At 64.6% G+C, this 12082-nt stretch carries 11 protein-coding genes; 6 read left to right on the plus strand and 5 right to left on the minus strand.

From position 1 onward, the window contains the following. The first annotated feature begins 115 nt into the window (after nucleotides 1-115). From VGN46_RS04430 to VGN46_RS04450, 5 genes are all read left to right on the plus strand, one after another. Nucleotides 116-745: a TetR/AcrR family transcriptional regulator gene (locus VGN46_RS04430; protein ID WP_331641045.1), complete on the plus strand. Its 630-nt coding sequence runs from the start codon at nucleotides 116-118 to the stop codon at nucleotides 743-745. Further along, on the plus strand, nucleotides 742-1275 hold the full coding sequence (mug, locus tag VGN46_RS04435) for a G/U mismatch-specific DNA glycosylase (RefSeq protein WP_331641046.1): 534 nt from the start codon (nucleotides 742-744) through the stop codon (nucleotides 1273-1275). Before VGN46_RS04430 ends, mug begins: the two co-directional genes overlap by 4 nt. A 36-nt stretch (nucleotides 1276-1311) precedes the next feature. Further along, a complete protein-coding gene (locus tag VGN46_RS04440) occupies nucleotides 1312-1899 on the plus strand; it encodes a nucleotidyltransferase family protein (protein WP_331641047.1) in 588 nt (195 codons plus the stop codon). 128 nt (nucleotides 1900-2027) lie between these two features. Next, nucleotides 2028-2477, plus strand: a complete 450-nt coding sequence (locus VGN46_RS04445) for an Rrf2 family transcriptional regulator (protein WP_331641048.1) — start codon at nucleotides 2028-2030, stop codon at nucleotides 2475-2477. Nucleotide 2478: 1 nt separating this feature from the next. After that, nucleotides 2479-3372 (plus strand): NAD(P)/FAD-dependent oxidoreductase, encoded by an 894-nt coding sequence (locus tag VGN46_RS04450; RefSeq protein ID WP_331641049.1) that lies wholly within the window; start codon nucleotides 2479-2481, stop codon nucleotides 3370-3372. Between the two features lie 105 nt (nucleotides 3373-3477). Here the strand turns inward: VGN46_RS04450 and VGN46_RS04455 are convergent, their stop codons facing one another. From VGN46_RS04455 to VGN46_RS04475, 5 genes are all read right to left on the minus strand, one after another. Next, nucleotides 3478-4833, minus strand: a complete 1356-nt coding sequence (locus tag VGN46_RS04455; protein WP_331641050.1) for a TolC family outer membrane protein — start codon at nucleotides 4831-4833, stop codon at nucleotides 3478-3480. A gap of 156 nt (nucleotides 4834-4989) precedes the next feature. After that, on the minus strand, nucleotides 4990-5430 hold the full coding sequence (locus tag VGN46_RS04460) for a hypothetical protein (RefSeq protein ID WP_331641051.1): 441 nt from the start codon (nucleotides 5428-5430) through the stop codon (nucleotides 4990-4992). A 23-nt stretch (nucleotides 5431-5453) separates the two neighbouring features. After that, on the minus strand, nucleotides 5454-6956 hold the full coding sequence (locus tag VGN46_RS04465) for an efflux transporter outer membrane subunit (protein ID WP_331641053.1): 1503 nt from the start codon (nucleotides 6954-6956) through the stop codon (nucleotides 5454-5456). Next, nucleotides 6956-10156 (minus strand): multidrug efflux RND transporter permease subunit, encoded by a 3201-nt coding sequence (locus tag VGN46_RS04470; RefSeq protein WP_331641055.1) that lies wholly within the window; start codon nucleotides 10154-10156, stop codon nucleotides 6956-6958. Before VGN46_RS04470 ends, VGN46_RS04465 begins: the two co-directional genes overlap by 1 nt. 24 nt (nucleotides 10157-10180) lie before the next feature. After that, the gene (locus tag VGN46_RS04475) at nucleotides 10181-11329 is read right to left on the minus strand and encodes an efflux RND transporter periplasmic adaptor subunit (protein WP_331641058.1); all 1149 of its coding nucleotides are present in this window, start codon (nucleotides 11327-11329) and stop codon (nucleotides 10181-10183) included. 257 nt (nucleotides 11330-11586) lie between these two features. Between VGN46_RS04475 and VGN46_RS04480 the strand changes: the two genes are divergently transcribed. After that, on the plus strand, nucleotides 11587-12081 hold the full coding sequence (locus VGN46_RS04480) for an OsmC family protein (protein ID WP_331641060.1): 495 nt from the start codon (nucleotides 11587-11589) through the stop codon (nucleotides 12079-12081). The last annotated feature ends 1 nt before the right edge of the window (nucleotide 12082 follow it).

The raw sequence follows: 12082 nt of genomic DNA on the forward strand, positions 1-12082 counted from the left end.
GTAACTACCTGTTTTGTTGAGAGTTTGCCGAGTTGGCCGGTAGGGCCGATCGCGCAGTTGAATTTTGTACTTCATCGCATAATATGTACTGGCAGAACCGCCTTCAAGGGTTTTTATGCAAGATCGAACAAAAAATACCGATGCCACGAAGCGCCCCCGTGGCCGGCCGCGTGCCTACGAGCCCGAGACCGCGCTGCGCCATGCGGCGGACGCCTTCTGGCGAAGCGGCTATGCCGGCACCTCGCTGGACGACCTCTCCGCCGCCACGGGCATGAACCGGCCGAGCCTGCGGGCGGCGTTCGGCGACAAGCACGACATCTACGTCAAGGCCCTCAGCGACTACTGGGATCGCAAATTCGCGCTCATGGGTGAGGTCCTCGCCCCCGGCCGGCCGCTCGCCGAGACGTTGCTCCAGGCGTATGACGCCGCGCTCGGCATCTACTTCTCCGGCGAAGGACAGCCGCGCGGCTGCTTCGTCGTCGGCACGGCGGTCACCGAAGCGCTGGAGGATCCGGTGGTGCGCGAGATCGTCAGCGACGGCTTCATCGGCCTGGATGCACGTTTCCGCGATCGCATCGAACTAGCGCGCGCCGAGGGCGAGCTAAGCGCAGACGTCGACTCCGATGCGCTGGCCCTGCTTGCCTCGGCCACGATGCACACCATTGCCATTCGCGCACGCGCGGGCAGGCCGCGCGAGGAATTGCAGGCGCTCGCGCGGAAGGCGGTCGCCGCCATCTGCCGATGAGCACTGACCTGCCCGATATCATCGCGCCGGGGCTTAGCGTGTTGTTTTGCGGGATCAATCCCGGTTTGCAGGCTGCCGCGACCGGCCACCATTTCGTCGGGCGCTCGAACCGGTTCTGGCCCGTGCTGTATCGCGCCGGATTCACCCCGGCCTTGTTCGCGGCGGAAGAAGATCATCGCCTGCTCGAGGTCGGCTGCGGGATCACTGCCGTGGTGCGGCGGCCGACAGCGGGCGCGGATGAGTTGAGCGCGGGCGACTTCGCGGCGGCAGCGGCGCCGTTCCAGGCGGTGCTTAAGACCTATGCGCCGCGTTACGTCGCTTTCCTCGGCAAAGCCGCGTATGCGGCACTCAGCGGACAGCGTCAGGTCGCCTGGGGCCGACAACCCACGCCGATGGGCGGCGGTGTCGCATGGGTTCTTCCCAATCCCAGCGGCCGGAACCTCGCGTTCTCGATCGATGCGCTGGTGCAGGCCTATGCCGAGCTGCATGAGGCGGCTTTCGCGACCACGGGCGCCACGTCCGCGTGCTAGCGTTGGCCTCAGGTTCGTCGCTTTAGCGGAAGACAGATGCGTGCACGTGGGGAACATGATGCGGTGGTACTTGCCGCGGGAGGCAGCAGCCGCCTGGGCAAGCCCAAGCAGTTGCTGACCATCAACGGCGAGACCCTGCTCCAGCGGGCCGTGCGCCTGGCCAAGGCCACCTGCCCCACGCGTTTGCTGGTGGTCCTGGGTGCCCGCGCCGAGCAATTGGCCCCGCTGGTCACCGGCACGGCGATTCTGTTCAACCCCACCTGGGAAGAAGGCATGGGCTCGTCGCTATGCCGCGCTGCCTCCGCGCTGGCCGGCCGGAACTATCCCGTGCTGGTCACCCTGGTCGACCAGCCGTGCCTGACCCAGGAACACCTCGATAAGCTGTTCGTCTGCTACGACGGTAGCTGCGACGTCGTCTCGGCCTATGGCGACGCCCTTGGCCCACCGGCCCTGCTTCGTCCGCAGACCATGGCCCTGGCCAGCACGCTGCAGGGCGATGCCGGTTTCCGCCGCCTTTGGGCCGGCAGCCACCCGGCCGCCGTACGCCGCGATGCGCTGGAGCGCGACCTCGACACGCCTGAAGATGTTGCCGATGCGATCGCGGCAGGCCTGATCGACGCATAGCGCACCACCTGCGGAATCGTCACGAAGAAAAACCATGACTGCGCCGAGTAGGGCGACGGGCTCACCAAGTGCAGCCACTCGTCCGCCCAGAGTTGCCCTCGGTCATATCATGTAATAGTGTTAGTTACATGAAACGCAACGATCGCCTTTCCGTGGCGCTCCACGTCCTCCTGCACATGGCTGAGCGCGGGAGCGAGCCAATGACCTCGGCCGAGATGGCCGCTTGCGTCGAGACCCATCCCGTGGTGATCCGGCGCACCTTTGCCGGCCTGCGCGAAGCGGGGATCGTCAGTTCCGACAAGGGGCACGGCGGCGGCTGGCGGCTGGCCAGACCCGCTGCGGAGATTGCACTCATCGATGTACAGCGGGCGCTGGGCGAGCGGATCCTGCCACTCGCCGCGCGCAACGAGTCCCCCGGGTGCCTGGTCGAACGCGCGGTGATCGACGCGGTCGACGATGCGCTGGCCGAGGCCGAGCGCGTCGTGGAAGCGCGTCTTGCAAGCGTGACACTGGCCGATCTTGCGCAGCGCGTGCAGCACATTTCGGCCATGACTGGCCATAAACTAAAAGGGGCCTGATATGTCCTTCGACGTGATCGTGGTGGGCGGCAGCTTCGCCGGCCAAGCGGCCGCCATCCAATTGGCTCGCGCGCGACGCAGGGTGCTCGTGATAGACGCAGCCGCACCCCGCAATCGGTACGCCAAGGGTGCGCATGGCATCGTCGGCCATGACGGCAAACCTCCGCGCGCGATCGTGCAGGAAGCCACGCGCCAGCTGTTGTCGTACCCCACGGCCGGCTTCATGGATGCGGAAGCGGTGAAGGCTGAGCGCGTCGATGACGGCTTCCAGGTGACCCTTGCCGACGGTAGCCGCGAAACCGCGAAACGGCTCGTGCTCGCCACCGGCGTGAAAGATCACCTGCCAGAGATCGACGGACTGTGGGAACGCTGGGGTACCAGCGTGATCCATTGCCCGTATTGCCACGGCTACGAGGTTCGCGACCGGCAGCTCGGTTCGCTGGCGAGCTCGCCGCACTCGTGGCACCAGGCAAAGATGCTGCCTGACTGGGGGCCGACCACATTCTTCACCCAGGGCGAGTACGAACCCGATCCCGAACAGATCGAGCTACTCGAACGTCGCGGAGTGACGATTGAACGTACGCCGGTCGTCGGCCTGCATGGCGACGCACCAGGTCTCACCGCCGTCGTGCTCGCCGATGGCCGCAAACTGGAAATCGGCGCACTGTTCGTTGCACCCCGAACCAGCATCGCCAGCCCGCTGGCCGAACAGCTGGGTTGCGCGGTAACCGAAGGTCCGATGGGGCCTTACGTCGAAGTGGATGACTGGAAGGCCACAAGCGTGCCGGGCGTCTACGCCGCCGGCGATGCCGCGCAGGCCATGCAGAATGCCAGCATCGCCATCGCATCAGGCACGATGGCGGGCGTGGGCGCCCACCAATCGCTTATGGTGTAGGCAGACGAACGCTGCCCGGAGAGGAACCGAGTGATTCCGCATTTCACCGACCATGTCGCCAGGCAGTTGGCCCAGATCGCCTCGTGAACACTCCTGGTTCGGTGGTTACTGCAGCAACCGGTTGATCTCCTCGATATCCTTCAGCTCCGCCGCGCCTACCGTGCGCTTCAGGAGCAGCTTGTTCACGATGAACTGATGACGGAGTTCGGTGTACTGGCTGCGGACGTTCGCCTGGATCTGGATCGCCACCACCACGTTGGTCAGGCTCTGCGTGCCGATGTCGTAGCCGGCGCGTAGTGAGGCGAGGGACTTCTTGGCTGCATCCGCAGCGACGCGTGCGTCGTTGACCTGGCCGATGCCGGCGATGATCAGGTTGTAGTAGTTGTACGCATCGCGCGCGGCCTGGCGGCGCGAGCCTTCCAGGTCGCCCTGGTCGGCATCGCGCTGATGGATCGCCTGGCGAACCTGCGACTGCGTGAGGCCGCCACTGAACAGCGGCACGGAAAGGACCAGCCCGATCGTGGTGCTGCCCGGGCCGTAGCCCGCGCCGCCGCGATTCACGTTCGACCACGCGCCGAGCTTGTCGTAGCCCACTGCAAGGTTAAGCGTGGGCAGGTGACCGCTGCGCGCCGCGTTGACCGAGTGTTCGTCGGCCTTGACCAGGTGCGTGCCCGCCACGACGGCCGGATTCTGCTCCATGGCCTGGGTGACCCACGCGTTCGCGTCATCTGGCGTAGGCCGATCCATCGGCAGGTCTTCGCGCAAGGTCTTCAGCGTGCCGGGTTCCTTACCCGTGAGCTGCTGCAACGCACGTCGCGCATCCTTCAGCGCGTTATCCAGATCGACGCGCTGCGATTTGACGAACAGGTAGTAAGCCTGCGACTGGGTGAGATCCGCTTCAGGCGCGAGGCCTTTGTCGTGCAGCACCTTCACCTGATCGAATTCCTGCTTATAGGCGTCTTCGTACGAACTGAAGATCTCGACCTGGTCCTGTGCGACCAGTACATTGAAATACGCCTGCGTGGTGCGGACATAGAGGTCCTGGAGCTCACCCCGGTAGGTCGCATCCTGCGCTTCGGCGGTTTGTTTCGCCTGGCGTTCGCGCGCGAACTTGGAAAGATCGACCACGGTCTGGTCAAGGTTCAAGGTGAGGTCACGCTGGCGGCTATGGCCATCGCCACCGTTGACCGGCGTGCCATCGTCGTTCGTGTTGTTCGAGTAAGCCGGATGGAACTGCTGCAGATTGAGCCCCGCAGAAAGTTGCGGCAGCAGCGCCGCGCGCGCCTGCGGTACGCCTTCCGCCACGACCAGCCGACGGGCATCGGCGCTGGCCAGCACGGGGTCGTTGGCGACCGCCTCGCGGTAGATATCCATAAGGTCTTCAGCGCCAGCTACGGCGGGCACGAAACCGGACAAGGCCAGCAGGCTGCCGAGGCAAACCGAGAGGGTGTTCTTACGCATGGATGTTTTCCCTGAACGCGCGGAGGCTCCCCGGCGTTCAGCAACTACCATGCCACGCCAGATGGCGTTCGCTATCTCACTGTTTCCACGCACGTTTGCTGGATCGGCGCACGGCCACCCGCGTGTCCGCGGACAGCGCCACGCGGACAGTGGCGGTCACCCGTTCGCTGGAGACTCCAGGGCCGAGCGGACGCTCAGCTCATACCAGTGCTCCTTGCCCTTTGCGTCGTGGTACTTGCGCAGCACCGGGGCAAGATCGTTGTCGGCGCACCAGGTCGCGAAGACCTTCCACGCCGCGTTGTACGGATGGGTGGGGTTGCGGATGTCGTAGTCCGGCGTCCAACGGAAGGTCTGCAGGATCAGCGCAACGGTGTTGTTCTTGCCGGCACCCAGCTGGACCGGCCGGACCTCGGCACCCGCGAGAATCCGGCTGGTGAAGTCGGTCTTGGCGGTGTCGAAGAACTCCTGCACCTGGCGCAGGTCGCGTTCGCCGCAGGGGCCGTTGCTGCTGGCACTACGTTCAAGGTCCTGCAGGCAATCGGCCTTGATGCAGTTTTCGGTGATGCGAAGCATCGCGCCCAATGTTGAACCCGGCATGGTCTGAACCTCGGTCGGCGGCGTTAGCGTGGCAGCGGTTTGGCGCTATCCATAGCCAGGGGTGGCGCGGCGGATGGCGCGGGCTCCTGTGCCCAGCCACCGCCCAGGGCCCGGATCAGGTCGACCGTGGCGCCCGCTTGCTCACCACGCAGCCTCACCTCATTGAGCGTGGCCGCAAGCACTACGCGCTCGGCATCCAGGATATTCAGGTAGGCCACCGATCCGTCCTCATATTGCGCCTTCGACAGGCCGAAGGCACGTGTCGATGCATTGACCGCTTCGCCCTGCACCGTGGTCTGTTCCTGCAGGATCCGCAGCGCGGAAAGGCTGTCCTCGACCTCGCGGAAGCCGATCAACACCTGGCCCCTGTATTGCGCCACGCTCTCTTCGTAACGGGCACGCGCCTGTTCGAGGTTGCCTTTCCTCACACCGCCATCGAACAACGGCAGGTTCACCACCGTGCCGACGAGCGGACCCAGCAGGAAGGTACGGCTGGACCACTTGAACACGTTGCTCAGGCTTTCCGCTTCGTAGCCGCCCGAGCCGGTCAGCAGGATGGACGGGAAATACGCCGCTTTCGCCACGCCGATGCGCGCGTTGGTGGCTGCCATGGCCCGCTCCGCTGCGGCGATATCCGGGCGGCGCTCGAGTAGGGAGGAAGGCAGGCCCGCCGGAATGCGCAGCTCGACCGGCTTCAGCGGCGTCGGCGCGAACGTGAAATCGGCCGGCGCCTTGCCCAACAAGACGGCGAGCGCATGTTCAGAGGCCGCACGCGCGCGGCGGGCGGACATGGCATCGGACTTTGCCGTGGCCAGTTCCGCCTCGGCCTGTGCGCGGTCGAGGTCGGTCACCTCGCCTGCCTCGTAGCGGTTCGACACAAAGGTCAGCGTTTCCTGGCGCAACACGATGGCGCGGTCGTAAACGACGAGTTCGGCATCCAGCTCACGCAGCCGGAAATAGTTCTGCGCCACGTCGGCCTGGAGCATGAGCTGCACCGACTGGAACAGCGCGCGTGCCTCCGCGCTATCCGCGCGCGCGGCCGCGACGCTGGACGCCACACGGCCAAACAGATCGACTTCGTACGAAATATTGGCCTGTGCCCGCCAGACGGTCTGCGCATCCGGACGCACACCGGTATCCGGCACGCCGAGCGATTCCGGTGCATTCTGTTGCCGCGTCGGGCCAAGCCCGGCGGAAACGTTGGGGAAGCGCGCCGCGCCCGTGGTGCGCTCCGCCGCGCGGGCCTGCTGGACGCGTGCGGCCGCCACAGCCAGTCCCGGGTTGCCTTCCAGCGCTTGTGCTTCCAGGCCATCGAGTTCGGGCTCGCCGAAGACCTTCCACCATTCGCCGCGACCATCTGCCTCGGCAGGTATCGCGGGTTGCCAGCTGCCCTGGGCATCCGCGCCAAGCGCTTCCTTGTAGGCCGCAGGCGCCTTCATGTCCGGTACGTGGTAGGTCGGGGCCAGCGAGCACGCGGCCATGCACGTGATCACGGCCATACTGAGGATGGTTAATGGGATACGCATCAGCCCGCCCTCTCCGGTATGGCATCTTCGATACCGATGACGCGGCCGTTACGGCCATGCTTGTCTTCGAGGCGGTGCGCACCGGCAAGCATACGCATGAGCACGTAGAACACCGGCGTCAGCATCAGCCCGAACAAGGTGACGCCGAGCATGCCGAAGAACACCGCGACGCCCATGGCATGCCGCGTCTCGGATCCGGCGCCGTGTGAGAACACCAGCGGAACGACGCCCATGATGAAGGCGATCGAGGTCATGAGGATCGGGCGCAGACGCAGACGGCTGGCTTCGATCGCCGCATCGACGATGCTGCGGCCCTGGATCTCGAGCTCGCGGGCGAACTCGACGATCAGGATGGCGTTCTTCGATGCAAGACCCACCAACACCATCAAACCGACCTGGGTGAAGATGTTGTTGTCACCGTTATCCAGCCATACGCCAAGCAACGCACAGAGCAGGCTCATCGGCACGATCAGGATGACCGCAAGTGGCAAGGTCAGGCTTTCGTACAACGCGGCCAGGGTGAGGAAGACCAGCAAGAGGCTGACCGGGAACACGATCACGGCCGTGTTGCCGGCGATGATCTGCTGGTAGGTGAGGTCGGTCCATTCGAGCTTGAAGCCGCGCGGCAACGTTTCGGCGGCGACACGCTCGACCGCGGCCTGGGCTTCGCCCGACGAGTACCCTGGCGCGGGGCCGCCGTTGATATCCGCGGCGAGATAGCCGTTATAGCGCACCACGGACTCCGGGCCGAACGTGTTGGATACTTTCACCAGCGACGAGAGCGGAATCATCTCGCCTGCCGTATTCCGCGTCTTCAGCTGGCCGATATCTTCCGGGTGCGCACGGAACGGCGCATCCGCCTGCACGCGCACCTGGAACACGCGACCAAACCGATTGAAGTCGTTGACGTACTGCGAGCCGAGGAAGACTTGCATGGTGTTGAACACGTCGGTCACGGCGACGCCGAGTTGCTTGGCGTTGTCGCGGTCCAGATCCACCTTCAGCTGCGGCACGTCGATCTGGTAATTGGTGAAGGCGGGCCCGAGCTCCGGCGTCTTCGCCGCCTTGGCGAGGAACGCCTTGGTCACCTCGTTCAACGCGGTGTAACCCTGCGCGCCGCGATCCTCGATCTGGAACTTGAACCCACCAAGCGTACCGAGACCCAGCACCGGTGGTGGGGGAAACACCGCAATGAACGCGCCTTTGATCGCTGCATATTTCTTGTTCAACGCCGCGGCGATGGCTCCCGCCGACTCCGCCTCCCCATGCCGATCCGCCGCTGGCGTGAGCTTGAGGAACGTGATCGCGGCACTGGATGAATTCACGAAACCGTTAACTGACAGGCCGGGATGTTGGACGGCATGCTCCACGCCGGGCTGGGCGAGGCCGATCCGGCCCATCTCGCGCGTGACCGCATCGGTGCGATCCAGCGAAGCTCCGTTTGGCAGCTGGGCGATCGCGATGACGTATTCCTTGTCCTGTGCTGGGATGAAACCACCCGGTACGATATGGCCCATGTACCCCGCACCCAGTAACAGGATCAGGTACACGATGATCATGGCCCCTTTGTGGTGGATCACCCCGGCGACGCCCCTGCCGTAGTGATCGGAGCCCTTCTGGAACACCCGGTTGAAGACACCGAAGAAGCGCCCGAAGACGCGATCCATGCCGCGCGTCAGCCAGTCCTTCGGTTCATCCCTGCCCTTCAGCAACAACGCAGCCATCGCTGGCGAGAAGGTAAGTGAGTTGAACGCCGAAATCACGGTGGAGATCGCAATCGTCATCGCGAACTGCTTGTAGAACTGGCCGGTGAGGCCGGACATGAAGGCCAGCGGCACGAAGACCGCGACCAGGGTCAGCGCGATGGCGACAATCGGTCCGCTGACCTCCTGCATCGCCTGATAGGTCGCGTCGCGCGCGGAGAGTCCCGACTCGATATTTCGTTCTACGTTCTCGACCACCACGATCGCATCATCGACAACGATGCCGATGGCCAGCACCATGCCAAACAAAGACAGTGCGTTGATGGAATAACCGAGGACCAGGAGTAACGAGAAGGTACCGACGATCGAGACCGGTACCGCCAGCAAGGGGATGAGCGATGCCCGCCACGTCTGCAGGAAAAGGATAACCACCAGCACGACGAGGATGACCGCCTCGATCAGGGTGTGGATCACTGCCTCGATGCTCGCCCGTACAAAGGTGGTCGGGTCGTAGACGACGTTGTACTCCATGCCCGGAGGCATATCTTGCCGCAGATCCTTCATCGCCTCGCGCACGTCGTGCGAGACCTGCAGTGAGTTCGCCCCGGGTAGCTGGAAGATCCACAGTGCAGCGGCCTCCTTGTTATCCAGCAGCGCCCGCGATCCGAATTCCGCCGCGCCAAGCTCGACCCGTGCGACGTCACGAAGATGGATCAGCGCGCGACCCTCCGCTTTCAGCACGATGTCGCGAAACTCCTCTTCGGTCTGCAGGCGCCCCTTCGCGTTGATGCTCAGCTGCAATGGCACCTGCCCGTTCATCGGCGATCCACCGATCAAGCCAGCCGCCACCTGGACGTTCTGCTCGCGGATGGCCGCGATGACATCGCTGGCGGTGAGGTTGCGCTCCGCGAGCTTTGGTGGATCCAGCCACACACGCATCGAGTAGTCACCCGCACCCTTGATCACGACCTGGCCGATGCCATTGATGCGTTCCAGTCGCTCCTTGACGTTGATCAGGGCGTAGTTGCGCAGGTATGTCTGGTCGTAACGGCTGTCCGGCGAGATCAAGTGAACGGCAAGCGTCAATGTCGGCGACGACTTGATCGTCGTCACGCCCAGCAGCTGCACATCCGGCGGCAAGCGCGGCAGCGCCTGCGAGACCCGGTTCTGCACCAACTGCTGCGCCTTGTCCGGATCCGTGCCCAGCCGGAACGTCACGGTAAGCGTCATGTTGCCATCGGCGCTCGCCTGGGACTGCATGTAGAGCATGCCTTCCACGCCATTGATCTGTTCTTCCAGCGGCGCGGCCACCGTATCCGCCAACACCTTCGGATTGGCGCCCGGGTACGAAGCATTCACTACCACGGAGGGCGGGACGACTTCGGGGTACTCGGAGATCGGGAGCAGGAAGACCGAGATGACGCCAGCAAGCAGGATCAGCGTGGACAGCACCCACGCAAAGATCGGCCGGTCGATGAAGAAGCGGGAGATATTCATGGGATCTCGCTATGGCCGATGGCGTCAGCGAACGGCGACCGGGTCGTTCTCGCCCGACATGGGCACCACCTTCGGCGTGACCGTGTCGCCGGGATGCACGCGCTGGAAGCCATTGACGATGATCCGTTCGCCAGGCTTGAGGCCGGTGTCGACGATGCGAAGACCGTCGACGAGATTGCCCAGCGTGATTTCGCGATACTGCGCCTTGTTCTTGTCATCAACGACGAGGACGTATTTCTTCGCCTGGTCGGTCGAGATCGCCCGGTCATCGATAAGCAGCGCAGGGTGCGCCTGCCCTGCACCGACGGAAACGCGGGCAAAGAGGCCGGGCACCATGGCTCCATCCGCGTTTTCAAACGTCGCACGGACGCGAATCGTTCCCGTTGAACTGTTGAGCTGGTTGTCGACCGAGGCGACCTTGCCGATGCGCGGTGTACCTGTTTCCGAAGCCAGGCCGAGATGCACCGGTACGTCGCGCTGGCCAACCTGGCTCAGGTACTCCAGGTAAGTCTGTTCGTCGACGTCGAAGTCGGCGTAGATCGGCGAGATGGACACGACCGTCGTTAGCGACGGTGAGCTGTAGCCCGCGGCCACGATGTTGCCGAGCGTACGTTCGGCGCGCGAGACCTTGCCATCCACCGGTGCCGTGATAGCGGTATAGCCCAGATCGACCTTGGCGACCTCAAGCGCCGCCTGGGCCGCCTTAACGTCCGCGGTCGCGGTGAGTGCCGCATTGGACCGATCGTCGAAATCCCGTTTGGAAATGGCGTTCCCGGCGAGCAGTTTCTGCGCGCGTGCGTAGTCGGCGGTGGTGAACACGGCCCTGGCCTTGGCCGCGGCGACCTGGGCGGCGGCGCGATCGGCCGCGGCGGTGTACGGGCGCGGATCGATGAGGAACAGCGGATCACCTTTCTTCACCCGCTGCCCGTCCTTGAAGTACACCTTCACGATGGTCCCCGGGACCTGCGCGCGGATATCGACCCGCTCGATCGCTTGCAGCCGCCCCGAGTAGGTTTGCCATTCGGCGACCGACTTGTGGATAACCTGGGCTACATCGACCTCCGCGGCCGGCGCGGAGGCGTTCGCCGCAGGCTTTCCACACGCGGTCAATCCCAGGGCAAGCGGCAGCATGACCGCAGCGAGCACGGACGGATAACGACGAGCGACGTTCATGGCGTTGACCCCAAAAGCGGGTGGCGACGGGCGGGTGGTTCGCGCCGAGTGTCAGGCGAGCGCCGCCAGCCCGATAGAACCGGCCTGCTGCTTTTTGGACACTAAACGCCGGTTGAACTTCCAGCGTGTCGGTGACCGTGGCAAACCGCGGCGGTCGGCTTCAAGTCATGGCGGTTTGGTACTACAGCGCTTGATCGCATGCTTTGGCGACCCGACACTACGACGCTATCGACTACCGCACCTCCAGAGGCTTCGTCATGGGTGACAAACCGGTTCTTATCGAAACGACAGGTGCCGGCGGGTACCAGGTGGCCATCGCTGCCCAGGGCCCGACCTTCTACGCCGATGAGCCTGCCGAGCTGGGCGGGCTCGCCTCGGGGCCGACGCCGTATGAGCTGATCAGCGGCGCGCTGGGCGCATGCACGGCGATGACCATGCAGATGTATGCCAGGCGCAAGGCGTGGCCGGTGTCGAAGATCCAGATCGCCGTGGCGCACAGCCGCGATGCTGCCACGGGGCGGGATCGCTTCGACCGGCAGATCTACATCGAAGGCAAGCTCGACGCCGACCAGCTGGCGAGGCTGATGGAAATGGCCGAGCGCTGCCCGGTCGGCAAGACGCTCGCGGGAGGTGCGGACCTTTCGAGCCAACGGGTCGAGACGCTGCACGGCCACGCGCACGAACGGCCGCGTGATGCCACGCATGAGCCTGCGATGGTGCGGGCGTGCGATGAGTTTGAACGAACCGGTTGAG

Origin of the sequence: Luteibacter sp. (genome assembly GCF_036500425.1) — a bacterium.
Taxonomy (GTDB): domain Bacteria; phylum Pseudomonadota; class Gammaproteobacteria; order Xanthomonadales; family Rhodanobacteraceae; genus Luteibacter.

Excerpts from the sequence above, each read along its gene's own strand:
- VGN46_RS04430 (WP_331641045.1), top strand. The coding sequence starts at position 116 with ATGCAAGATCGAACAAAAAATACCGATGCCACGAAGCGCCCCCGTGGC.
- mug (WP_331641046.1), top strand. The coding sequence starts at position 742 with ATGAGCACTGACCTGCCCGATATCATCGCGCCGGGGCTTAGCGTGTTG.
- VGN46_RS04440 (WP_331641047.1), top strand. The coding sequence starts at position 1,312 with ATGCGTGCACGTGGGGAACATGATGCGGTGGTACTTGCCGCGGGAGGC.
- VGN46_RS04445 (WP_331641048.1), top strand. The coding sequence starts at position 2,028 with ATGAAACGCAACGATCGCCTTTCCGTGGCGCTCCACGTCCTCCTGCAC.
- VGN46_RS04450 (WP_331641049.1), top strand. The coding sequence starts at position 2,479 with ATGTCCTTCGACGTGATCGTGGTGGGCGGCAGCTTCGCCGGCCAAGCG.
- VGN46_RS04455 (WP_331641050.1), bottom strand. The coding sequence starts at position 4,833 with ATGCGTAAGAACACCCTCTCGGTTTGCCTCGGCAGCCTGCTGGCCTTG.
- VGN46_RS04460 (WP_331641051.1), bottom strand. The coding sequence starts at position 5,430 with ATGCCGGGTTCAACATTGGGCGCGATGCTTCGCATCACCGAAAACTGC.
- VGN46_RS04465 (WP_331641053.1), bottom strand. The coding sequence starts at position 6,956 with ATGCGTATCCCATTAACCATCCTCAGTATGGCCGTGATCACGTGCATG.
- VGN46_RS04470 (WP_331641055.1), bottom strand. The coding sequence starts at position 10,156 with ATGAATATCTCCCGCTTCTTCATCGACCGGCCGATCTTTGCGTGGGTG.
- VGN46_RS04475 (WP_331641058.1), bottom strand. The coding sequence starts at position 11,329 with ATGAACGTCGCTCGTCGTTATCCGTCCGTGCTCGCTGCGGTCATGCTG.
- VGN46_RS04480 (WP_331641060.1), top strand. The coding sequence starts at position 11,587 with ATGGGTGACAAACCGGTTCTTATCGAAACGACAGGTGCCGGCGGGTAC.